Source organism: Streptomyces sp. NPDC020742 (assembly GCF_040641675.1).
GTDB lineage: Bacteria > Actinomycetota > Actinomycetes > Streptomycetales > Streptomycetaceae > Streptomyces.
Map to the genome: position 1 here is coordinate 176,469 of NZ_JBFAEA010000013.1, position 21,641 is coordinate 198,109.

Consider the following 21,641-nt stretch of genomic DNA (forward strand, 5'->3'; position numbering starts at 1 on the left):
ACCCGGCACCCGGTCAGGCCCCGGCTCTCACCGTCATCGGCGGCGCAGCAGCCTGCGCAGCCCGACGACCAGCGCCGTGGCCACGGCGAGGACCATGGCGCCCTTGACGAAGGAAGGATCCAGCTCGTCGGCGCCCGAACTCCCCTTCTCGCCATGGCCGTTGGCACCGTCGCCGTTCGCGGAATCGTCCTTCGACGAGTCCGGCAGCTGGTCGTCGCTCAGACCGACCGGCTTGACCTCGCTGTCCGCACCCTCCGAGCCGTACATCAGGGTCCGGCCGTCGTGAGTGAAGGTGACCGACTCGCCCTGCTGCTGGATCGGGACGCCCACGCTGCCGAGGTCCTTGGGGCGGCCGTCCTGCCAGCGGTAGATCCGGGCGCCGAAGTAGCTGCGCATCACCAGGCGCGTGCCGTCCGGGGAGAACGCCCCGTCGGTCGCCCACAGCTCGATCGGCGCGACCTTGCGGAAGGTGTTGATGCCGCCGGTGGCCAGGCGCTGGGGGCCCTCGTAGAGCGCGCCGGTGCCGTCCTGCTTCTTGCTGGCGATATAGACCCGCCCGGTCTTGGGGTGCACCATCAGCGACTCGGCGTCCCGCGGGCCGTCCGCGTACCGCACGCTGAACTGGGTGGCGGTGACGGTGGCGTCGTGCAGCTTCTTCGGCTCGGGGAAGCGGTAGATCCACACGTGGTCCCACGACCCGCCGAGGTTGTCGCCGATGTCGCCGAGGTAGACGTTGCCGTCCGGGCCGACCGAGATCGCCTCCACGTCCCGCGGCGCACCGATGCCGCGCAGCGTGATCCTGGCGACCGTACGGCCGGAGGAGCCGTCGACGGCGTAGACGTACGGGCCGTCGTCGCTGTCGTTGTGGGTCCAGTAGATCCCCGGGTGGGCCCGGCTGGCGGCCAGGCCGCTGGACTCGGTGATCCGGGAATCGCTGATGGTGAAGCCGTCGGGCTCATCGGCGGCGGCGGGCCCGGCCGCCGCCACCCACAGGAGCCCCGCGGCACCGGCCGCGCACAGAAGCGAACGCATGGGCACAGACTGCCATCCCGGGGCGCCGACCGCTGCGGCGTGGCCAGCGTCACGTACCGGCCGGTAAAGGTTCTCGGTCATCATGTCCGGATGAGGATCATGTTCGTCGGCGACTCCATGACGATCGGCAGCGCCGGCGACTTCACCTGGCGCTACCGGATGTGGCAGCACCTGAACGCGACGTACGGCGGCCCGTACCGCATCGTCGGCCCGCGCCGGACCCTCCACGAGCCCGCCGAGGACGCCGCCACCTCACACGCCTACGCCGACCCGGACTTCCCCGACGCGGCGCGGTGCCATCTCGCCGGCTGGGGCGAGGGCTGGCTGCACATGGCCCCCCTGATCGGCGACGCGGTGCGCCGCCACCGGGCCGACACCCTGCTGATCTCCCTCGGCCTGATAGACCTCGGCTTCTACACCGACGCCGAGCAGACCGCGGAGAACGTACGGGAGTTCTTCGCCCGGGCCCGCGCCGCGGCACCGCACCTCCGCGCCGTCCTGATGCCGGTCATCCCCAACGTCCGGGCCGCCGGCGACCCCGAATTCGCCGGCCAGTGCGGGCACTTCAACGAACTCCTCGCCAAGACCGTCGCCGACCTCGACACCCCGGCGTCACCGCTGCTGCTGGCCTCCGAGCCCGCCGGCTGGTACCTCGACACCGCCACGTACGACGGCACCCACCCCTCGGAGCTCGGCGAACACCTGCTGGCGGGCGCCTTCGCGGACGCGATGGAACAGGGGTGGGAGGTCGGGGGGCCGTACCGCGTCGAAGAGCGGGCGACGCGGGCCGTCCTGGCGGGGTGAGGTTGCGGACTCACCTCTCACCTCTCGCCAGCGCCTCACGGAGCCGCCGGAACCCGGCCAGGAGATCCCCCAACGACGTCGTCCACCCCTGCGGGAAGTGGCGCGAGAGGCGTTCTACCCGCTCGTCCAGCTCCCGTTGTGTCGGGTGACGGTGCCACGACTCGTTGACGTCCTGCGCGAGATCAGCTCGACAGGGGCCAGACGGCTCCATGCCATGGACGAGGGGGAGGAAGGTGACCGGCCGGGCCACCCACTCCACCCACCATCCAGAACAGTTGAGGGAAAGGCCGCAGGCCTCCCCGCGGGCGAGTGCCGCCATCGCGCCTACCTGCCCCTGGGCGTCCAGCCACCTCAGCTTGGGGTCTCGCACGGGCTCCGGGAGCCGGGAGGCCATCCTCCGCGCGTCGGAGCCGATGAGCCGAACCGCCCGTACCGGGTCGTAGGCGGCGACGGCCGTCCAGGAGAGCAGGTCATCCGCGGACGACGAGCGGTACACGAACCGCTCGCACCAGATTCCGTGCGCGGTGAGCGTGGGCGACTGCCGTTCGCTGGGTGTCATGCCGCCCCCTGACCAAAGCCGACGCTGCGAGGCACCGCCGTGCGAGCACCGGCGTCGGGGCGGACGGCGAGTGCGTAGGTGCACCCCTCCGCGTCAACGGCCCTGAGGGTGAAGGGAATCCCAGCGGCGAGTCCGTGCGCGGCCCAGCGGCATGCGGTCGCGTCGTCCAGCCACGCGTGCACCGGGCGGTCGTAGGGCGCACCTAACTGCTGCGCGACATCTTCCGCTCGCTTCCGGAGCCAGCCGAGCGCACGGTGAGGCGAGTGCGACAGCCAGCAGCCGAGGCCGACCACGGCTCCATCGGGACAACGCGCCTCTGCTGTGACCCGGAAGGACAGGTGCGTCGAGGCCGCGGTCCTCTGACCTCTTACGGCAGTCGTCGTGGTGGTGTCTCGTGGGCTTCCGGTGCGGTGGAGGAGATGGCCAACTCCGCCCACACGATCTTTCCGGTGCCGTCCCTGTCGATGCCCCAGCCACTTGCCAAGGCGTTCACCAGTACCAGCCCACGTCCACATTCTTCGTCCTCCTCGGCTTGCTTCATCTCAGGCAGTGCATCGCTCGTGTCCCGCACCTCCAGCCGCAGCCGGCCGTCCGATAGCGCGAACCGGACGCCGATGTCGGGGGCAGGGGGTGCTTGTGCCGTGACCGCATTGGTGACCAGCTCGGAGAGCAACAGCGCTGCGGAGTGGGCCGCTTCGCCTCCGATCCGCCAGGTCAGGAGCTGACGGCGGAGTATCGCGCGGGCTCGGCCCGCACTACGGCCGTCGCTGGGGAAACGGTGGGCGGCGGCGCGCGATTGGCTGGCGGTCAGTCGTGTTGCTGCTGGTCGGGCGCGTGTGGACATGGCTATCCCCTGGGGAGCGCGACTGGAGAGCCCTCACGGTCGAGCAACGTCGCAGCGTTACGGGCTGGAACTCAGCGTGACATCGCGTCGAATCGCTTCGCAAGTTGTTCTCGGGAATTAATTCCCGAGAGTGATGACCTCAAGTCGCAAGTTGCGATGTCGAGTTCGGCAACTGGAGACTGAGCCCGCCGTTTACGGGAGGTCACAGGTGACGAGCCAACGGGTGGGTGACGGGCGGAAGTCCACCGTCCTGGGCAGGAAGCTCGGCGGGGAGCTACTGCGGCTCCGCGATGCCAAGGGGCTGACTCAGCCGCAGGCCGCGCGGCATCTCACTGCTACGCAAACAAAGATCGCCAAGATGGAGCGCGGGTTCTCGCCGGTGCGTGATCCCGATCTTCATGCCCTGTGTGATCTGTACGGGCTGGATCGCACAGGGCCTGAGAGGGAACGCCTGATCGCCCTGGCCAAGACCGACCGTGAACGCCGCCGGGCGAAAGGCTGGTGGGAGGAGTACACAGACCTGGGCGACCTGGTCGAGTACATCCAGCTCGAAGCGGGAGCCTCGAGAATCCGGACGTTCCAGAACCAGTTGGTCCCTGGGCTGCTGCAAACACCGGAGTATGCCCGCGCGGTGGCCGTGGCGGATGACGTATGGGAAGACCCGGACGAAGTCGACCAGTTCGTGGCTGCACGGATCAGCAGGCAGGCTCGACTCACCGACGACCAGCCGCTGGAGCTCTGGGCGGTTCTCTCCGAGGCTGTCCTACGGCAGCAGGTCGGGGGCCCGGGGGTCATGCGGGCGCAGCTGGAACGTCTGCTTCAGGCGTCTTCGATGTTCAACGTCAAGCTTCAGGTATGGCCCTTTGAGGCTCCGGCCCACGCGGCAATGAGCGGCCCGTTCGTGATTGTGGGCTTTGAGGAACCGGCTTCTCTGGACGTCGTCTACCTGGACACCGCTGGATCAAAGCTCTGGCTGGAGCGTGAGGATGACGCGAACAGGTATCGAAGGTTGTTCGATAGCGTTCGCAGGATCGCGCTGTCCCCCGAAGACACACGTGCCCGACTGGCAAGCTTGATCAAGGAGATCCGGTGATCGCATTCGAGTTTCACAAGTCCAGCTACAGCAGTTCTCAGGGAGAGTGCGTGGAAGTGGCCCACAACGTCCCTGGGGTCACGGCCGTACGCGACAGCAAGAACCCCGACGGCCCGCACCTTGTCCTCGGCGTGGGCGCATGGGCCTCGTTCATAGCGGGGTTGAAGGCCGGTGACTCCGCGAGCTCCTGAGATCACGCGCGCTGGTCTCGGCGTCATGGAGGGGAGCGCACCACGCGACGGCAGGTAGGTGCGCCCGGGATGAGGTACCTGGTCCAGGGCGCATCCGTCACACGTGGTTCAGCGCAAGGCCTCATGCGCCTTCTGGATGAGCTGCTTGGCGCCCTCGCCGTATACGGCCATGCCTTTCAGCTGCTCGAATGTCTTGAGATACAGTGCGATCTCGGACGGCTGATTGACCTCCACGCTGGCTGATACCAGTTCGACCGACGCGAGCCTGTTGTCGTACACGTGGAACGTCTCGCGTGGCCACTGAGCCCGCTCGCGTGTAGCCGCCGGGACGACGCCGAGGGACACGGACGGCAGATCGCCGGCCGTGAGCAGGTAGCTCAGCTGGGCGGCCATCGTGTCGGTGTTTCCGATCTGGCAGTGCAGCACTGATTCCTCGATGAGTAGCACGAATTGGCGCTCTGGTTCATGGATGATGCGAGATCGCTCGACTCGCGCTCGCGCGGCCTCCGCGCTGTCGTCGCAGGGAAGTTCACGAAAGTTGGCGACCGCTTTCAGCACCGCGGCCGCGTAGCCCTCGGTCTGTAGGAGACCGGGCACGAGGGTGGAGGAGTAGACACGGAACAGATGGGTCTCGCGGAATAACGGAATCAGGGTTTCCTGGAGTGGTTTCAGGCCATTGCGCACTTGGTGGCGCCATTCGGTGTATGTGTGTTCGGCGTTGTGCGGCATTGGTGCTTCCTTGTCATCCGGTAAAGGTGTCATAGGGGGCAGAGTGACCGCCGGGCCCTGTTGATCACGTTCCGTGCTTCGGTGCCGTAGGCGGCAGACTTTCGGAGCGTGTTCCAGACCTTTATGTACGTGGCGACGGTGTCCGCATCGTCCAGCCACAGTTCCGCGTGCCAGTCCTCGGTGACTGCAATTCGGTCGTCCAGGATGTAGAAAGCGTTCGCTGTCGGGATTCTCAAGGGGGCATCGAAGGGTACTATTCCCAGTTCGACCGTATCCAGGCCAATGATCCCTGTGAGACGGTCGAGCTGGGCAGCGAGCACAGAGGGTGGGCAGACCCGAGCATGAAGCACTGCCTCCCACATGATGATGCGGAACTTCCTGCCGGGTTGGTACAGCAGTTCCTGGCGCTTCAGTCTGGCTCGTACAGCCTCGTCCGTGTCTTGTGGGGAGTTCATGAGTTCCGTGTAGCGGATGAAGATATGTCGCGCGTAATCGGCCGTCTGAAGCATGCCCTCAATGACGGATTCTTCCCATGCGTAGAAGACCTTGGTCCGTGCGATTTCGGCGTTCCAGTTCTCCTGTACTGGGCGATGGCCCGAGGCGAGTTGGCGTCGCCACGACCGGATCTGGGACTCGAACCCCTTCAGGCGGGCGTCTAGTTCGCCGAATGCCTCGGGCTGCTCGGTGGCAGCTGCCCACGCTCGTAGATCTTCTGTGGTGGCGGTCTGCTTCCCGTTCTCCAGCTTGTAGATCTTGGAGTGTGTCCAGCCCAGCTTTCGTGCCAGCTGCGTACCAGTGAGCCGTCCTCCAGGGCGCGAGTTACGGAGTTCGCGCAGGCGCACGCCGAGGGCGATACGGGCTTGCTGGTAGTCCGTGGTCACTGGCTGAGCCTCATTACGCGGTCGCGTTCACCTGTGCCGCGAACTGGTCGTAGGGGATGGCTTGATGCATTGCAGCGTCTCGCGCCTGGCAGTAGCGCACCACTTCTGCGGGCTCTGTGATTAATTCAACGTTGCGGAGCGTGTCCGCTTCGTCGAAGTTCAACAGCGCGACCAGGCGTGAGTCGAAGATCCAGAAGTCTTCGGGCAGCAAGCGCAGTCGCTCGGCATCCGCACGCCATAGGTTGCGCACGTCCTCGCCCGTGGCTGCGTTGCACTGCGCGTAGGCTAGGAGGAAGAGCTGGCCGGTTGTCGGTGGGTCGTCGACGATACGCACACGGCCGACGTGCTTACCCGACGCTGTCTGCGCCTTGATGTTCGTGGACCACTCACTGTTGAGGTCCCACGTGAGTTTCCCCGTCTCGACGAATTCGGAATATGACTCGTCTTCGCGGTCGGAGGCGTAGCCGCGACGACACTCCAGATGCCAGGCCGTATACCTGAACTGTTTGAAAAGGTTGGCGAATTCGTCCTGATCGATGATCTCGGGCACGCGGTTGATCTCCTTCGGGCCGAAGTCGACGAGCAGCTCCCGCGTCACGACGACCGCGACTTCTCCGTCATTGAAGTGCTGAAGCTGGTCGAGATCCTGGGGTTCGGTGAGCGGCGGACCTTGCACGACCCACTGGCCTGTGTCGATGTCCTCGTGGAGAGCTGGACAGCCTCCTGTCTTGCTGTCCGTGCCGTTGAAACGCAGTCGCCGCGCCATGGCTTTCCTCCTGAGTGAGGCGTGTGCCTCCAGCATCACCGCACCGTGGAGCCCCGCACCACAGCTTGCACTCTCTCGTGTGAGAACAGGCGAGAACATTGCGTGGCGATGCCTTCTCCCGCTTCCTAACGTCCTGCTCATGACCGCACCAAGCGCGTAGCGGTGGACGGGTACTGGACGGGCACTGTCGCGATGACCGAAGCAGCGTCGGCCGCGCCCTCTCCCGTACAAGCCGCGCTCGGGTCGGACGACCCCCAATGAAGGCATCCCCACGAAGGCTTCCCAATGAGCACTCGCGCAGCCGCGACGGAACTCCCGCGTACACCAGACCGATGCTCCGAGTGCCAGGACCTTGAGCGAGCCCGGAAGCGGGCCGAAGCGCAGCGAGATCTCAGTCGGGTGACGGACTTCAACGTGCTGATCGTCCGGCATCGGATGACGCACGCGGTGGAGTCGTAGACGGCGGCGGACGCCCCACCAAGACTCCCGCTCCGGCCGTCATTCCCTGGCAGGACACGGCCGGAGCGGGCGGGCCCGCAAGGGGGCCCAGGCACGTGCACGACGACGGCGCGTGGACAGGCCGCGCGCCGACATGGCACCCGAGGAGATCACCATGCGATACCGCCTCGACCCGGTCAAGTACGGCGGCGACGAGGACGACAACAACGGTGGCAACCCCAATGGAGGCTGCGGCGACGGTCAGGGCTGCGGTCGCCAGTAATTCGCAGTGAACCCAGGCGGCCCCGCCCCACCCGGGCGTGGGCCGCCGCTTCGGGCCGTTCACTTCGCAGCAGGGAGAGAGATGGACAGACCCCACCACCACGCGTATCTGTGGCTCGGCCACGGCGATGTCCTGGTGAAGCCGGGCGATGCTCACCGGCGCCCGGACCACCCGGAATTCCGCTCCGCTCAGGTGATGCCGCTGGAGTGCGCGGACTGGCTGCTGAAGCCGGCCTCGCGGGTCGAGGCGACGTTCCACGAACCGAGGCGCGGGGCGGAGTGGTACGCGGGGCAACTCGCCCAGTACGCCGACCTGTTCACCGGCTCGTACGCGGTGGACCCCGCGTACGAGGACACCGTGCGGATCCTGTCCGCCGGGGAGGACAGGGTGGGTGGCTGGTGGGTGACCCAGGGGCGGTTTCTGTCGCTGAATCTGATTGCCTGCAGCCCGCATCGGGTGCGGAGGGAGTATGCGTGTCCGCTGCGGTGACCTGTGGGAGACGGGCGTGGGGACCGGGTCGGTGAGCCCTCCGGTCGGCTAGGTTCGCGAGACGGGCACTTCCCCAGCTGGTCACGCCCCCGGCCGGTCCCTTCCCTGGCTGGCCACGCCCCGGCCGGTCAGTTCCCCGACGCGTCACGTCCCCGACCGCTCACATCCCCAGCCGGTCACGTCCCCGGTCGCTCGTGGCCCATCACCTCCCGGGCCAGTGCGACCAGGTCGGGGATGCGGGGATGGCCGGGGCCGGTGCGCCAGGCGAGGATGACGGGGACCGGTGGGGCGTCGGTGAGCGGGACGTAGGACATGGCGGGGTGCGGGTGCATCTCGGCGGTCGCGGAGGTGGTGACGCCCACGGCCCGGCCGCCGGTGATGGCGGCGATCCAGTCGTCGGTGTTGCCGATGGTGAGGGTGGAGGTCGGGCGGGCGGCCGGTGGCCACAGGTCGAGGGTGGTGGTGCCGGAGACGATGTTGAGGGCGATAGTGCGGTCGGCCAGTTCGGTGAGGGAGAGGGCGGTGCGGTGCGCCAGGGGGTCGTCGGCGGGCAGGCCGGCGACCCGCGGCTCGGTGGTGAGCTGCTGGGTGACCAGGCCCGGGGTGCGGATCTCGCCGCGTAGCAGGGCGGCGTCCACGTCGCCGCGGGCCAGGCCGGCCGTGCGGTCGTCGATGCGGAGGAGTTCCAGCGGGGTGTCGGGGTGGGCCTCGTGCCAGCGGCGCAGCAGGGCGGTGGTGTCGGTGCCGGCGGCGGACCAGGCGTGCCCCAGGCGCAGCGGCCAGACGGCGTGGTGGGTGTGCCGCAGGGCGCGGTCGAAGGCGGTCACCGCGATGGCGGCCTGGTCGCGGAAGGCGAGGCCGTCGGGGGTGAGGGCGAGGTGGTGGGTGGAGCGGTCGACGAGGCGGAGGCCCAGCTCCTGTTCGAGCTGGCGGAGCGTACGGGAGACCGCCGGCTGGGTCAGGTGCAGGCGCTCGGCGGCGCGGGTCACGCTCAGGGTGTCGGCGATGGCCAGAAAGCAACGGAAATGACGCAGCTCGATGCTCATGCGCGCGGAGCATAACAACAGGGGAAAAGGCATTTCACGGACCTGGCGGGCGGGCCGTAGCGTGGTGGGGTGAACGCTTCGCCGACCGGCCCCGAGAGGTCGAATCCCGCCACTTCCGCCCGTCCGGCCTCCACCGCCCCTGCCTTCCCCCCGGCCACTGCCGACGCGGCCGTGGGCGTACCGCAGCCGGTGCCGCCCTCGCCCGAGGTGCGCTCGGCGCAGGCCTCGGCCGGGGCCGCGGGCGCCCGGGGCCGGATCGCGTCGGTGGCGCTGGTGATGGGCGGGATCGTCTCGCTCCAGTTCGGCTCGTCGGTCGCGGTGCTGCTCTTCCCGCGGGCCGGTGCGCTGGGCGTGGTCACCCTGCGGCTGGTCGTCGCCTCCCTGGTGCTGCTGCTCTTCTGCCGCCCCAAGCTGCGCGGGCACTCCCGCGGCGACTGGGCGACGGTGCTCGCCTTCGGCGTCGCCCTGGCCGGTATGAACACGCTCTTCTATCAGGCCATCGACCGCATCCCGCTGGGCGCCGCGGTCACCCTGGAGTTCCTCGGGCCGCTGATCCTGTCGGTGGCGACCTCCCGCCGGCTGCTCAGCCTGCTGTGGGCGGCGTTGGCGTTGGGGGGCGTGGTGCTGCTGGGACGCGAGGGGTTCGACGGGCTCAACCTCACCGGGGCCGCGTTCGCGCTGGCCGCCGGCGGCCTGTGGGCCGCGTACATCCTGCTCTCGGCGCGGACCGGGCAGCGCTTCCCGCAGGCGGACGGGTTGGCGCTGGCGATGACCGTGGCGGCGCTGCTCAGCCTGCCGTTCGGCATCGTCAGCGCGGGCGGTGCACTGATCGACCCGGTCACCCTGGGCCTGGGCGCCGCGGTCGCCCTGATGTCCTCGGTGCTGCCCTACACGCTGGAGCTGCTCGCCCTGCGGAAGCTGCCGGCCTCCGGCTTCGCGGTGATGATGAGCCTGGAGCCGGCCGCCGCGGCCACCGCGGGCTTCCTGGTCCTGGGCCAGGCGCTGGGGTGGGCCGAGGTGCTGGCGATCGGGCTGGTGGTCGCCGCCAGTGTGGGCGCGGTGCGGAGCGCGGGCGCCCACTCCTGAGCGGCGCGGGTCCGCGGCGGTGCCGTGGGCCGGCCGCGGCCGTCCGTCAGGAGCAGTCCTTGGGCGGGTGCGCCGGGGAGACGACGTTCCCCGAGGGGACCCACGCGGTGGGCATGGTGGTGTGCAGCCGGTACCAGAGGTGCCCCGAGGGGGTCTTGTCCGTCCGGCACTCGATCCGCAGCCTGGTGCCGTACGGGTAGGTCCGGAGCTTGTGCGCCGAGGACGACGGCTTGGCGTAGACCCCGGCGCCGTGGACGCTGGCGACCGACAGGTTGCGGGAGGGCGCCGCCGGGTCGGTGGCCGCTCCGGACGGTGTCGCGATGGCCACCCCGCCGCAGGCGACGAGGACGCCGGTGGCAGCCGCCCCGGCCAGGAGGCTGCGCTTCGGCGAAGTGCGCATCTGGAGAACCTTTCGAACGGAACGACTCGCGTCCGTCCGCGGGGACTTCCGTGGTGTGACGTACCGTCAACCTCCCCCGCGGACGGGACCGTTCCACCCTCTGTCACCGGGTGTGGCCAGGCATCCTCCTCAGGTACCAGCTGCCTCCCCCGCTCACCGGAGGTGTCGGGAGGAGGTGGGGACAGAAATCATGCAGGCGTGCTTGATTGTTTCTGCCCGCGCTGCCACCCTCGAAGGGCACCCGCACCACACCGCACCCGTACGGCCGTAGTGCCTCGCATGGCTCGCGCCCGTACGCCAACGATCCCGGTCCGCACGGAAGTTGGGCCGACGAGGGGAGCGTCGCGTGTCCGATCCCGGCCCCGTACTGGCCGATCTCAGGGCGGAGAGCGAGGAGTTGGACGCGCTGGTCGCTGGGCTCCCGGCCGAGCGCTGGGCGTCGCCGACACCCGCCGAGGGCTGGACCGTCGCCCACCAGATCGCCCACCTGGCGTGGACCGACCAGCAGGCGCTGCTCTCCGCCACCGACCCCGACGGCTTCGCCCGCGCCGCACAGGAGGCGCTCGCCACGCCGCTGACCTTCGTCGACGAGGCCGCCGAGGCGGGGGCCGCGGCCCCGCCCGAGGCGCTGCTCGCCAACTGGCGCGCCGGCCGGGAGGTGTTGGCGCGGGCGCTCGCCGCGCATCCGGCGGGCGGGAAACTGCCCTGGTACGGACCGCCGATGAGCGTCGCCTCGATGGCCACCGCACGGCTGATGGAGACCTGGGCGCACGGCCAGGACGTGGCGGACGCGCTGGGGGTCACCCGGGTGCCCACCGCACGGCTGCGGCACATCGCCCGGATCGGCGTACGGACCCGTGACTTCGCCTTCGCCACCCACCGGATCACGCCGCCCGAGGAGGAGTTCCGGGTCGAGCTGACGGCGCCGGACGGGTCGGTGTGGGAGTACGGGCCGGCCGGTGCCGGGGAGCGGGTGACCGGCAGTGCGCTGGAGTTCTGCCTGCTGGTCACCCAGCGGGCGCACCTCGACGACCTGCCGACCCTCCGGGCCGAAGGGGCACAGGCGCAGCGGTGGTTGGGGATCGCCCAGGCCTTCGCGGGCCCGCCGGGGAAGGGACGCGCGCCGGGGGAGGGGAGCGAGCCCGGGGAGGGGAGCGGCGTAACGGAGCCCGGTGGTGGGTCCGCGTCCGGTGGAGCGCCCGCGTGAGCGCCCGCGCGCCGCTGCGCATCGGCAATGCCTCGGGGTTCTACGGCGACCGCTTCGACGCGCTGCGCGAGATGCTCACCGGCGGCCCCCTGGACGTGCTGACCGGCGACTACCTCGCCGAGCTGACCATGCTGATCCTCGGCCGGGACCGGCTGAAGGACCCCGCCCGCGGCTACGCCCGGACCTTCCTGCGGCAACTGGAGGAGGGTCTGGGGCTGGCCGCCGAGCGCGGGGTGCGGATCGTCACCAACGCCGGCGGGCTCAACCCGGCCGGACTCGCCGACGCCGTACGGGAGTTGGCGGACAAGGTCGGGGTCCCCGTACGGGTCGCGCATGTCGAGGGCGACGACCTGCTGGCGCGCGGGGGGTGGGACACGGGGGTGCTCACCGCCAACGCGTACCTCGGCGGCGGGGGCATCGCCGCCTGCCTGCGCGGCGGTGCCGATGTGGTGGTCACCGGGCGGGTCATCGACGCCGCGCTGGTCAGCGGCGCGGCCCAGGCGCACTTCGGCTGGGGCCCGCAGGACCTGGACCGGCTGGCCGGCGCGGTGGTCGCCGGGCACGTCCTGGAGTGCGGCACCCAGGCCACCGGCGGCAACTACGCCTTCTTCGGCGCGCACGACGTGCGGCACCCCGGCTTCCCGCTCGCCGAGATCGCCGAGGACGGCTCCGCGGTGATCACCAAGCACCCGGGGACCGGCGGGGTGGTCGACACCGGCACGGTCACCGCCCAACTGCTCTACGAGACCGCCGGCGCCCGCTACCTCGGCCCCGATGTGACCGCCCGGCTGGACACCGTACGGCTCACCCAGGACGGCCCGGACCGGGTGCGGATCGCGGGCGTGCGCGGCGAGGCGCCGCCGCCGACCCTCAAGACCGGGCTCACCCGCCTCGGCGGCTGGCGCAACGAGGTCACCTTCGTGCTGACCGGGCTCGATGTGCCGGCCAAGGCCGCGCTGGTGCGGACGCAGATGGAGGAGGCGTTCGACGCCGCCGGGCGCCGGCCCGCCGAGGTGCGCTGGACGCTGGTGCGCACAGACCGGGCGGACGCCGACGTCCAGGAGGAGGCGAGCGCGCTGCTGCGGCTGGTGGTGCGGGACGCCGACCAGGAGGCGGTGGGCCGGGTGGTCAGCGGCGCCGCCGTCGAGCTGGCGCTGGCCAGTTACCCCGGCTTCCACGTCACCGCCCCGCCCGGGAAGGGCAGCCCCTACGGGGTCTTCGAGGCGGTGGCCGTCGAGGCGGCCGGGGTGCCGCACACGGCCGTCCTCCCGGACGGCGAACGGATCGCCGTCGCACCGCCCGCGGCCACCCGCGAGCCGGTGCGGCTGCCGGACCCGCCGCTGCCCGAGCCGCTGCCGCCCGGCCCCACCCGGTCGGGGCCGCTCGGCCGGATCGCCGGGGCCCGCAGCGGCGACAAGGGCGGCGCGGCGAACGTCGGGGTGTGGGCCACCACCGACGACGGCTGGCGGTGGCTGGCGCATGAGTTGACCGTCGAGACCTTCCGCCACCTGCTGCCGGAGACCGCCGACCGGCCCGTCGAGCGGCATGTACTGCCGAATCTGCGCGCGCTCAACTTCGTCGTCGACGGGCTGCTGGGCGCGGGCGTGGCCGCCCAGGCCCGGTTCGACCCGCAGGCCAAGGCCGTGGGGGAGTGGCTGCGCGCGCGGCACATGGAGATACCGGAGGTGTTGTGGTGACCGTGCTCGCAACCGGGCTCGACCCGGCCGGCGAGGAGTACGCCGGGCGCCGGGCGGCGATGCTGGACCGGCTGACGGAGGTCGAGGCCGAGCACGCCAAGGCGCTCGCGGGCGGCGGCGAGAAGTACCTCGCCCGGCACCGCAAGCGCGGCAAGCTGCTCGCCCGGGAGCGGATCGAGCTGCTGCTCGACCCCGACACCCCGTTCCTGGAGCTGTCGCCGCTGGCGGCCTGGGGCAGCGACTATCAGGTCGGCGCCTCCCTGGTCACCGGCATCGGGGTGATCGAGGGCGTGGAGTGCATGGTCACCGCCAACGACCCGACCGTACGCGGCGGGGCCTCCAACCCCTGGACGCTGAAGAAGGCGCTGCGGGCCAACGAGATCGCGCTGGCCAACCGGCTGCCGCTGATCTCCCTGGTCGAGTCCGGCGGCGCCGACCTGCCCAGCCAGAAGGAGATCTTCATCCCCGGCGGGGCGCTGTTCAAGGACCTCACCCGGCTCTCCGCCGCCGGCATCCCGACCGTCGCGGTGGTCTTCGGCAACTCCACCGCCGGCGGCGCCTACGTCCCCGGGATGTCCGACCACACCATCATGGTCAAGGAGCGCGCCAAGGTCTTCCTGGGCGGCCCCCCGCTGGTGAAGATGGCCACCGGCGAGGAGAGCGACGACGAGTCGCTGGGCGGCGCCGAGATGCACGCCCGCACCTCCGGGCTCGCCGACCACTTCGCGCTGGACGAGCCGGACGCGCTGCGCCAGGCCCGGCGGGTCGTCGCCCGCCTCAACCGGCGCAAGGCACACCCCGATCCGGCCCCCGCCGCGCCCCCGAAGTACGACCCGGAGGAGCTGCTCGGCATCGTCCCCGGCGACCTCAAGGCGCCCTTCGACCCGCGCGAGGTCATCGCCCGGATCGTGGACGGCTCGGACTTCGACGAGTTCAAACCGCTCTACGGGCCGAGCCTGGTGACCGGCTGGGCCGCGCTGCACGGCTACCCCGTCGGCGTGCTCGCCAACGCCCAGGGCGTGCTGTTCAGTGCGGAGTCCCAGAAGGCCGCCCAGTTCATCCAGTTGGCCAACCAGCGCGACATCCCGCTGCTCTTCCTGCACAACACCACCGGCTACATGGTCGGCAAGGAGTACGAGCAGGGCGGCATCATCAAGCACGGCGCGATGATGATCAATGCGGTGTCCAACTCCACGGTGCCGCACCTGTCGGTCCTGATGGGCGCCTCCTACGGCGCCGGCCACTACGGCATGTGCGGCCGCGCCTACGACCCCCGCTTCCTGTTCGCCTGGCCGAGCGCCAAGTCCGCCGTCATGGGGCCCCAGCAGCTCGCCGGAGTGCTGTCGATCGTCGCCCGCGCCGCCGCCGAGGCCAAGGGGCAGCCCTACGACGACGAGGCGGACGCCGGGCTGCGGGCGATGGTCGAGCAGCAGATCGAGGCCGAGTCGCTGCCGATGTTCCTGTCCGGGCGGCTCTACGACGATGGCGTCATCGACCCCCGCGACACCCGTACCGTCCTCGGCCTGTGCCTGTCCGCGATCCACACCGCGCCCGTGGAAGGGGCGCGCGGTGGATTCGGCGTCTTCCGGATGTGAGGTCCCCGCACATGATCACCTCTGTACTGGTCGCCAACCGCGGCGAGATCGCCTGCCGGGTCTTCCGTACCTGCCACGAGCTGGGCATCCACACCGTCGCCGTGCACTCCGACGCCGACGAGGGCGCCCGCCACACCCGCCTGGCCGACAGCTGCGTACGGCTCCCGGGGGCGACGCCCGCCGAGACCTATCTGCGTGCTGACCTGCTGGTGAAGGCCGCCCTGGACGCGGGCGCCGACGCGGTGCACCCCGGCTACGGATTCCTCTCCGAGAACGCCGACTTCGCGCGGGCCGTCACCGACGCCGGACTGACCTGGATCGGGCCGCCCCCCGAGGCGATCGAGGCGATGGCCTCCAAGACCCGCGCCAAGGAGCTCATGGGCATCACCTCCCTGACCTCGGTCACCGCCGACGACCTGCCCGTCCTGGTCAAGGCCGCGGCCGGCGGCGGCGGGCGCGGCATGCGGGTGGTACGGCACCTGGACGACCTCGACGGGGAGCTGACCGCGGCCCGGGCCGAGGCGCGCAGTGCGTTCGGTGACGACGAGGTGTTCATCGAGCCGTACGTCGAGGGCGGCCGGCACGTCGAGGTGCAGCTGCTCGCCGACGCGCACGGCACCGTCTGGGTGCTCGGCACCCGGGACTGCTCGCTCCAGCGCCGCCACCAGAAGGTCATCGAGGAGGCGCCCGCACCGGGCCTGTCGCCCGGACTCACCGCCTCCCTGTACGAGATGGCCGAGCGCGCCGCCCGGGTCACCGGCTACACCGGCGCCGGCACCGTGGAGTTCCTGGTCGCCGACGGCCGGGCCCACTTCCTGGAGATGAACACCCGCCTCCAGGTCGAACACCCCGTCACCGAGGCGGTGTTCGGGGTCGACCTGGTCGCGTTCCAGATCAAGGTCGCCGAGGGCGGCCCCCTGGAGCCCGCGCCGCCGGCCCCGTGCGGGCACGCCGTCGAGGCCCGCCTCTACGCCGAGGACCCGGCCGCCGGCTGGGCCCCGCAGACCGGCACCCTGCACCGCCTCGACGTCCCCGGCGTCCGGCTCGACACCGGCTACACCGACGGCGACCCGGTCGGGGTGCACTACGACGCGATGCTCGCCAAGGCCGTCGCGCACGCCCCCACCCGGGCCGAGGCCGTGCGCCGGCTCGCCGGGGCGCTGGAGCGGGCCGCCGTACACGGCCCGGTCACCAACCGCGACCTCCTCGTCCGCTCCCTGCGGCACCCCGAGTTCGCCGGCGGCCACCTGGACACCGGCTTCTACGAACGGCACCTGGACGCCCTCACCGAGCCCGCCGCCGACCCCTACGCCCCGCTCGCCGCTGCCCTCGCCGACGCGCACGGCCGGTCCCGCTTCGGCGGCTTCCGCAACCTGCCGTCCCAGCCGCAGACCAAGCGCTACCGCACCGAACCCGACGGCACCGAGCACGAGGTCCGCTACCACCACACCAGGACCGGCCCGGCCGCCGACGGGGTGCAGGTGGTACGCGCCGACCCCGGCCTGGTCGTCCTCGAAGTGGGCGGCGTACGGCGGAAGTTCGACATCGCCCGGTACGGCGACCGGGTGTACGTCAACGGCACCGCCCTGACCGCCCTGCCCCGCTTCCCCGACCCCACCGCCCGCATCGAACCCGGCTCACTGCTCGCCCCGATGCCCGGCACCGTCGTCCGGATCGCCGACGGGCTCGCCGAGGGCGACCGGGTCGAGCCGGGGCAGCCGCTGCTCTGGCTGGAGGCGATGAAGATGGAACACAAGATCACCGCCCCGTCCGCCGGCACCCTCACCTCCCTGCCCGTCCGCACCGGCCAGCAGGTCGAGGTGGGCACCCTGCTGGCGGTCGTCACCGACTGAACCGCGCCGCCCGTCCGCACCTCACTCCCCGCACACAAGGAGCCGCCATGCACGCCCCTGTGACCGAGTCCGAGGAACACCGCGCACTCCGCGCCTCCGTGGCCGCCCTCGCCCGGCGCTACGGCCGCGCGTACTTCACCACCGCCGTTGCCGAGGGCCGGCACACCGACGACCTGTGGGCCGAGGCCGCCAAGCTCGGCTACCTGGGCGTCAACCTCCCCGAGGAGTACGGCGGCGGGGGCGGCGGCATCGCCGAACTCTCCCTCGTCCTGGAGGAGCTGGGCGCGGCCGGCTGCCCGCTGCTGATGCTGGTGGTCTCCCCGGCGATCTGCGGCACCGTCATCGCCCGGTTCGGCACCGAGGAGCAGAAGCGCCGCTGGCTGCCGGGCCTCGCCGACGGCTCCCGCAAGATGGCCTTCGGCATCACCGAACCGGACGCCGGCTCCAACTCCCACCGCATCACCACCACCGCCCGCAAGGACGGCACCGACTGGGTCCTCAACGGCCGCAAGGTATTCATCTCGGGCGTCGACATCGCCGAGGCGACGCTGATCGTCGGCCGGACCGAGGACGCCCGCACCGGCCGCCTCAAGCCCTGCCTGTTCATCGTGGAGCGCGACACCCCCGGCTTCGGCCACCGCCCCATCCCGATGGACCTGTCCGCGCCGGAGAAGCAGTTCGAACTGACCCTGGACGAGGTGCGGCTGCCCGCCGACGCCCTGGTCGGCGACGAGGACGCCGGGCTGCTCCAGCTGTTCGCCGGCCTCAACCCCGAACGCATCATGACCGCCGCCTTCGCCCTCGGCATGGGCCGCTACGCGCTGGACCGGGCCGTCGACTACGCCGGCACCCGCCAGGTGTGGAAGGAGCCCATCGGCGCCCACCAAGCCATCGCCCACCCGCTCGCCGAGTCCCACATCGAGCTGGAACTCGCCCGGCTGATGATGCAGAAGGCGGCGCACCTCTACGACGCGGGCGACGACCTGGCCGCGGGGGAAGCCGCCAACATGGCCAAGTACGCCGCCGCCGAGGCCGCGGTGCACGCCGTCGACCGGGCCGTGCACACCCTCGGCGGCAACGGCCTCACCCAGGAGTACGGCCTGGCCTCGCTGGTCACCGCCGCCCGGGTGGCCCGGATCGCGCCGGTCAGCCGCGAGATGATCCTCAACTTCGTCTCGCACCAGTCGCTGGGCCTGCCCAAGTCGTACTGAGCCCCGCCGCACTCCCGCATGCAGCCGCACACCCACCGGCGAAGGGAAGAGCATGGCGTTCGACGGGTCTCCCGTCTTCCACAGCGAGTACGACGACGTCGCCCCCGTAGAACTGCCGATCCACCAGGCCGTCCTCGGGCGCGCGGCGGAGCGCGGCGACCGGCCGGCCCTGATCGACGGCCTCGACGGCACCACCCTCGGCTACGCCGAACTGGACCGGCTCAGCCGCCGGCTCGCCGCCGCCCTGGCCGCGGCCGGCCTCGCCCGGGGCGACGTACTGGCCCTGCACAGCCCGAACAGCGTGCTCTTCCCGGTGGTCTGCTACGCCGCCTCGCGCTGTGGGGCGGCGGTCACCACCGTCCCCCCGCTGGCCACCGAGGACGAGTGCGCCCGGCAGCTGACGGACTCCGGGGCCCGCTGGCTGGTCACCGTCGCCGCACTGCTGGAGACCGCCCGCGGCGCCGCACGGCGGGCCGGCGGCGTCGCCGAGATCCTGGTCTGCGACCGCGCCCCCGGCCACCGCTCGGTCCTCGACCTGGCCGCCGATGCCACCGCCCCCGAGCCGGCCGTCACCCTCGACCCGGCCCGGGACGTGGCCGTGCTGCCGTACTCCTCCGGCACCACCGGCACCCCCAAGGGCGTGCTGCTCACCCACCGCAACCTCGCCACCAACCTCGCCCAGTTGGAGCCGCTGATCTCCAACGGGCCGGACGACCGGGTGCTGGCGGTGCTGCCGTTCTTCCACATCTACGGCATGACCGCCCTGATGAACGCCCCGCTGCGGAACGGCGCCACCGTGGTGGTGCTGCCCCGCTTCGACCTGCGGCAGTTCCTCACCGCGATCGACACCCACCGCATCACGGCCGTCTACGTCGCGCCCCCGATCGTGCTCGCCCTCGCCAAACACCCGCTGGTGGACGCCTACGACCTGTCCTCCCTGCGGTACGTGGTCTCCGCCGCGGCCCCGCTGGACGCCGGCCTGGCGGCGGCCTGTTCGCGCCGGCTCGGCCTGCCACCGGTCCTCCAGGCCTACGGCATGACCGAACTGAGCCCGGGCACCCACGTCGTCCCCCTGGGGGCGGCCGACCCGCCGCCGGGCACCGTCGGCAAGCTGATCCCCGGCACCGAGATGCGCCTGGTCTGCCCGGACACCGGCACCGACCTCACCCGCCCCGGCGAACCCGGGGAGATCCTCATCCGCGGCCCGCAGGTCATGCAGGGCTACCTGGGGCGGCCCGCGGAGACCGCCGCGATGATCGACCCCGACGGCTGGCTGCACACCGGCGACATCGGCCGGGTGGACTCCGACGGTTGGCTCCATGTCGTCGACCGCGTCAAGGAGTTGGTCAAGTACAACGGCTACCAGGTCGCCCCCGCCGACCTCGAAGCGCTGCTCCTCCGCCATGACGCGATCGCCGACGCCGCGGTCATCGGCGTCCTCGACGACGACGGAAACGAGGTCCCCAAGGCGTTCGTGGTGCGCGCGGAGGGGGCCCGGCTCACCGCCGACGAGGTCATCGCGTACGTTGCCGGGAAGGTCGCCCCCTACAAGAAGGTGCGCCGGGTGGAGTTCGTGGACAGCGTGCCGCGCGCCCCCACCGGAAAGATCCTGCGGCGTGAACTGCGCGCCAGGGAAAGGAGCTCCACGGACCGATGACCCAAGCACCCCCGCTGGTGCGGCGCTCCCACGAGCGCGGCATCACCACCCTCACCCTGGACTCCCCGCACAACCGCAACGCGCTCTCCGCCCGGCTGATGGCCGAGCTGCACGGCGCGCTCGCGGACGCCGCGGCCGACGAGGCCACCCGGGCCGTGGTCCTGACCCACACCGGCGGCACCTTCTGCGCCGGCGCGGACCTGTCCGAAGCCACCTCCGGCCCACCGACCCGCGGACCGCTGGAACTGGCCCGGCTGCTGCGCACCCTGGTGGAGCTCCCGCTGCCGGTCGTCGCCCGGGTCACCGGCCATGTACGGGCCGGCGGCCTGGGGCTGCTGGGCGCCTGCGACATCTCGGTGGCCGGCCCGGAGACCACCTTCGCCTTCACCGAGGCCCGCCTCGGCCTGGCACCCGCGGTCATCTCCCTGCCGCTGCTGCCGCGGCTCGACCCGCGGGCGGTCGGCCGCTACTACCTGACCGGCGAGAAGTTCGACGCGGCCGAAGCCGCCCGGATCGGGCTGGTGACGCTGGCCGCCAACGACGTCGACGCCGGCCTCACCCCCGTACTGGAGGGCCTGCGCAAGGGCTCGCCCCAGGGCCTGGCGGCGTCCAAGAAGCTGGCCACCGCCGAGGTGTTGGCCGCCTTCGACCGCGACACCGAGGCACTCGCCGAGCACTCCGCCGCGCTGTTCGCCTCCGACGAGGCCCGCGAGGGCATGACCGCGTTCCTGGAGCGGCGGTCCCCGGCATGGGCGCGCTGACCCCGCCCCGGGGCGCCAAGGGGCCACAGCAGGAACGCAGCCGGGCCACCCGGCTGAAGCTGCTGGAGGCCGCCGTGGCATGCCTGGCGGAGCGCGGCTGGAGCGGCAGCACCGTCTCCGTCGTCGCCGAACGGGCGGGCGTCTCTAGGGGCGCCGCCCAGCACCACTTCCCCACCCGCGAGGACCTGTTCACCGCCGCCGTCGAACACGTCGCGGACAAGCGCCAGGGCGCCGTGCAGGCGGTCGCCCACAACCTGCCCCCGGCCGGATCCATCGCCCGCACCTGGATCATCGTCGAGGAGCTGGTCGGCCTCTACACGGGACGGCTGTTCCGGGCCGCGCTGCACCTGTGGGTGGCCGCCTCCGACGAGGAGCAGCTCCGCGAGCGGGTGACCGCCCTGGAAGCCAGGGTCGGCCGCGAGGCACACCGCACGGCGGTGTCCCTCCTGGACGCCGACGAGTCCGTGCCCGGCGTACGGGAGACCGTGCAGGGCCTGCTCGACATGGCCCGCGGCCTGGGCCTGGCCAACCTCCTAACGGACGACTCCGCCCGCCGCGACCGGGTCGTCGAACAATGGGCCAAAATCATCGACACGGAGCTCAGGCGCCGGGCGGCTTGATTCCCACGTTGTCGGCTTTCCCGCCGTGGCCTGGGCGGCCGGCGGGCCCGTACGCCTTCGGCTGTCCCGCCGTGGGGGTTGTTCGCCGGTGGGCCGGCGGCCCGTGCATTGTCGACTTTCGCGCCGTTGCGCCTGCGGCGGGCGGTGCCGCTGCGCGGGGCTGTTGGGTGCGGTGACGGGCCTGCGGGGTCTGGTGTGTGGACTGCTTCGCTTTACGTCCACACACCAGGCCCCTCCGGCCCGCCCCCTCCCGTTGGTGGGTGGTGAAAAGACCAAAGGCCGGTGGGGGCCGGGGCCCGTCTTTCGACTACCGGTCGACGACCACTCACGCTCACCCCCACTCACCGTTTTTCTCTCCCTTCCACGGGAGGGGGTGGGCCTGCGGGGGTGGGTGTCCAG

20 protein-coding genes and 1 pseudogene are annotated in these 21,641 nt (G+C 71.4%); 13 read left to right on the top strand and 8 right to left on the bottom strand.

The annotated features are described in order from the left end of the window. Positions 1-33: 33 nt before the first annotated feature. A complete protein-coding gene (locus AB0G84_RS22770) occupies positions 34-1,032 on the bottom strand; it encodes a hypothetical protein (RefSeq protein WP_361323596.1) in 999 nt (332 codons plus the stop codon). 90 nt (positions 1,033-1,122) lie between these two features. On the opposite strand from AB0G84_RS22770, the gene AB0G84_RS22775 reads away from it, so the two are divergent. After that, entirely contained in the window at positions 1,123-1,836 is a 714-nt protein-coding gene (locus tag AB0G84_RS22775) for a GDSL-type esterase/lipase family protein (RefSeq protein WP_361323599.1), read from the top strand. A gap of 10 nt (positions 1,837-1,846) precedes the next feature. On the opposite strand, the gene AB0G84_RS22780 is transcribed toward AB0G84_RS22775, so the two are convergent. Both AB0G84_RS22780 and AB0G84_RS22785 read right to left on the bottom strand, forming a co-directional pair. Next, a complete protein-coding gene (locus AB0G84_RS22780; RefSeq protein WP_361323602.1) occupies positions 1,847-2,395 on the bottom strand; it encodes a hypothetical protein in 549 nt (182 codons plus the stop codon). 367 nt (positions 2,396-2,762) lie between these two features. Next, complete coding sequence (locus tag AB0G84_RS22785) at positions 2,763-3,239, bottom strand: ATP-binding protein (RefSeq protein WP_361323605.1); 477 nt, start codon at positions 3,237-3,239, stop codon at positions 2,763-2,765. 208 nt (positions 3,240-3,447) lie between these two features. Here AB0G84_RS22785 and AB0G84_RS22790 point away from each other — a divergent pair, with 208 nt between their 5' ends. Continuing rightward, positions 3,448-4,332, top strand: coding sequence for a helix-turn-helix transcriptional regulator (locus AB0G84_RS22790; RefSeq protein ID WP_361323608.1), 885 nt, complete (start codon positions 3,448-3,450; stop codon positions 4,330-4,332). After that, positions 4,329-4,523 carry a DUF397 domain-containing protein gene (locus tag AB0G84_RS22795; RefSeq protein WP_361323610.1) on the top strand — a complete coding sequence of 65 codons (195 nt, stop codon included), beginning with the start codon at positions 4,329-4,331 and terminating at the stop codon, positions 4,521-4,523. The genes AB0G84_RS22790 and AB0G84_RS22795 overlap by 4 nt, the downstream gene beginning before the upstream one ends. A 108-nt stretch (positions 4,524-4,631) precedes the next feature. Here AB0G84_RS22795 and AB0G84_RS22800 read toward each other — a convergent pair. The 3 genes and pseudogenes from AB0G84_RS22800 to AB0G84_RS22810 form a co-directional block, all read right to left on the bottom strand. Continuing rightward, positions 4,632-5,243: pseudogene (locus tag AB0G84_RS22800) on the bottom strand (DUF5753 domain-containing protein); the annotation flags it as partial. A gap of 38 nt (positions 5,244-5,281) precedes the next feature. After that, the gene (locus AB0G84_RS22805) at positions 5,282-6,133 is read right to left on the bottom strand and encodes a helix-turn-helix transcriptional regulator (protein WP_361323613.1); all 852 of its coding nucleotides are present in this window, start codon (positions 6,131-6,133) and stop codon (positions 5,282-5,284) included. 13 nt (positions 6,134-6,146) lie between these two features. Beyond that, on the bottom strand, positions 6,147-6,899 hold the full coding sequence (locus AB0G84_RS22810) for a DUF6879 family protein (RefSeq protein WP_361323616.1): 753 nt from the start codon (positions 6,897-6,899) through the stop codon (positions 6,147-6,149). Between the two features lie 802 nt (positions 6,900-7,701). Between AB0G84_RS22810 and AB0G84_RS22815 the strand changes: the two genes are divergently transcribed. Then, positions 7,702-8,109 carry a hypothetical protein gene (locus AB0G84_RS22815; RefSeq protein WP_361323619.1) on the top strand — a complete coding sequence of 136 codons (408 nt, stop codon included), beginning with the start codon at positions 7,702-7,704 and terminating at the stop codon, positions 8,107-8,109. A 176-nt stretch (positions 8,110-8,285) separates the two neighbouring features. On the opposite strand, the gene AB0G84_RS22820 is transcribed toward AB0G84_RS22815, so the two are convergent. Next, positions 8,286-9,155, bottom strand: coding sequence for a LysR family transcriptional regulator (locus AB0G84_RS22820; RefSeq protein ID WP_361323622.1), 870 nt, complete (start codon positions 9,153-9,155; stop codon positions 8,286-8,288). Positions 9,156-9,431: 276 nt separating this feature from the next. On the opposite strand from AB0G84_RS22820, the gene AB0G84_RS22825 reads away from it, so the two are divergent. Further along, the gene (locus tag AB0G84_RS22825; RefSeq protein ID WP_361323672.1) at positions 9,432-10,241 is read left to right on the top strand and encodes an EamA family transporter; all 810 of its coding nucleotides are present in this window, start codon (positions 9,432-9,434) and stop codon (positions 10,239-10,241) included. 46 nt (positions 10,242-10,287) lie between these two features. On the opposite strand, the gene AB0G84_RS22830 is transcribed toward AB0G84_RS22825, so the two are convergent. Beyond that, the gene (locus tag AB0G84_RS22830) at positions 10,288-10,641 is read right to left on the bottom strand and encodes an SH3 domain-containing protein (protein WP_361323625.1); all 354 of its coding nucleotides are present in this window, start codon (positions 10,639-10,641) and stop codon (positions 10,288-10,290) included. A 346-nt stretch (positions 10,642-10,987) separates the two neighbouring features. Between AB0G84_RS22830 and AB0G84_RS22835 the strand changes: the two genes are divergently transcribed. From AB0G84_RS22835 to AB0G84_RS22870, 8 genes are read left to right on the top strand one after another with little or no spacing between them, the layout of a single operon-like run. Next, the gene (locus AB0G84_RS22835; RefSeq protein ID WP_361323628.1) at positions 10,988-11,848 is read left to right on the top strand and encodes a TIGR03084 family metal-binding protein; all 861 of its coding nucleotides are present in this window, start codon (positions 10,988-10,990) and stop codon (positions 11,846-11,848) included. Next, positions 11,845-13,545, top strand: a complete 1,701-nt coding sequence (locus AB0G84_RS22840; protein ID WP_361323631.1) for an acyclic terpene utilization AtuA family protein — start codon at positions 11,845-11,847, stop codon at positions 13,543-13,545. Before AB0G84_RS22835 ends, AB0G84_RS22840 begins: the two co-directional genes overlap by 4 nt. Further along, the gene (locus AB0G84_RS22845; RefSeq protein ID WP_361323634.1) at positions 13,542-15,140 is read left to right on the top strand and encodes a carboxyl transferase domain-containing protein; all 1,599 of its coding nucleotides are present in this window, start codon (positions 13,542-13,544) and stop codon (positions 15,138-15,140) included. Before AB0G84_RS22840 ends, AB0G84_RS22845 begins: the two co-directional genes overlap by 4 nt. 11 nt (positions 15,141-15,151) lie before the next feature. Then, a complete protein-coding gene (locus AB0G84_RS22850) occupies positions 15,152-16,993 on the top strand; it encodes a biotin carboxylase N-terminal domain-containing protein (RefSeq protein WP_361323637.1) in 1,842 nt (613 codons plus the stop codon). Between the two features lie 47 nt (positions 16,994-17,040). Continuing rightward, positions 17,041-18,204 (top strand): acyl-CoA dehydrogenase, encoded by a 1,164-nt coding sequence (locus AB0G84_RS22855; RefSeq protein WP_361323640.1) that lies wholly within the window; start codon positions 17,041-17,043, stop codon positions 18,202-18,204. A 52-nt stretch (positions 18,205-18,256) separates the two neighbouring features. Beyond that, on the top strand, positions 18,257-19,861 hold the full coding sequence (locus AB0G84_RS22860; RefSeq protein WP_361323643.1) for an AMP-binding protein: 1,605 nt from the start codon (positions 18,257-18,259) through the stop codon (positions 19,859-19,861). Then, positions 19,858-20,622, top strand: coding sequence for an enoyl-CoA hydratase family protein (locus AB0G84_RS22865; RefSeq protein WP_361323646.1), 765 nt, complete (start codon positions 19,858-19,860; stop codon positions 20,620-20,622). Before AB0G84_RS22860 ends, AB0G84_RS22865 begins: the two co-directional genes overlap by 4 nt. Beyond that, on the top strand, positions 20,610-21,242 hold the full coding sequence (locus tag AB0G84_RS22870) for a TetR/AcrR family transcriptional regulator (protein ID WP_361323649.1): 633 nt from the start codon (positions 20,610-20,612) through the stop codon (positions 21,240-21,242). The genes AB0G84_RS22865 and AB0G84_RS22870 overlap by 13 nt, the downstream gene beginning before the upstream one ends. The last annotated feature ends 399 nt before the right edge of the window (positions 21,243-21,641 follow it).

Bases quoted from the DNA above. Each gene is read 5' to 3' on its own strand.
- AB0G84_RS22775 (WP_361323599.1), top strand. From the start codon at position 1,123: ATGAGGATCATGTTCGTCGGCGACTCCATGACGATCGGCAGCGCCGGC.
- AB0G84_RS22785 (WP_361323605.1), bottom strand. From the start codon at position 3,239: ATGTCCACACGCGCCCGACCAGCAGCAACACGACTGACCGCCAGCCAA.
- AB0G84_RS22815 (WP_361323619.1), top strand. From the start codon at position 7,702: ATGGACAGACCCCACCACCACGCGTATCTGTGGCTCGGCCACGGCGAT.
- AB0G84_RS22855 (WP_361323640.1), top strand. From the start codon at position 17,041: ATGCACGCCCCTGTGACCGAGTCCGAGGAACACCGCGCACTCCGCGCC.
- AB0G84_RS22850 (WP_361323637.1), top strand. From the start codon at position 15,152: ATGATCACCTCTGTACTGGTCGCCAACCGCGGCGAGATCGCCTGCCGG.
- AB0G84_RS22870 (WP_361323649.1), top strand. From the start codon at position 20,610: ATGGGCGCGCTGACCCCGCCCCGGGGCGCCAAGGGGCCACAGCAGGAA.
- AB0G84_RS22860 (WP_361323643.1), top strand. From the start codon at position 18,257: ATGGCGTTCGACGGGTCTCCCGTCTTCCACAGCGAGTACGACGACGTC.
- AB0G84_RS22770 (WP_361323596.1), bottom strand. From the start codon at position 1,032: ATGCGTTCGCTTCTGTGCGCGGCCGGTGCCGCGGGGCTCCTGTGGGTG.
- AB0G84_RS22825 (WP_361323672.1), top strand. From the start codon at position 9,432: ATGGGCGGGATCGTCTCGCTCCAGTTCGGCTCGTCGGTCGCGGTGCTG.
- AB0G84_RS22780 (WP_361323602.1), bottom strand. From the start codon at position 2,395: ATGACACCCAGCGAACGGCAGTCGCCCACGCTCACCGCGCACGGAATC.
- AB0G84_RS22830 (WP_361323625.1), bottom strand. From the start codon at position 10,641: ATGCGCACTTCGCCGAAGCGCAGCCTCCTGGCCGGGGCGGCTGCCACC.
- AB0G84_RS22820 (WP_361323622.1), bottom strand. From the start codon at position 9,155: ATGAGCATCGAGCTGCGTCATTTCCGTTGCTTTCTGGCCATCGCCGAC.
- AB0G84_RS22865 (WP_361323646.1), top strand. From the start codon at position 19,858: ATGACCCAAGCACCCCCGCTGGTGCGGCGCTCCCACGAGCGCGGCATC.
- AB0G84_RS22810 (WP_361323616.1), bottom strand. From the start codon at position 6,899: ATGGCGCGGCGACTGCGTTTCAACGGCACGGACAGCAAGACAGGAGGC.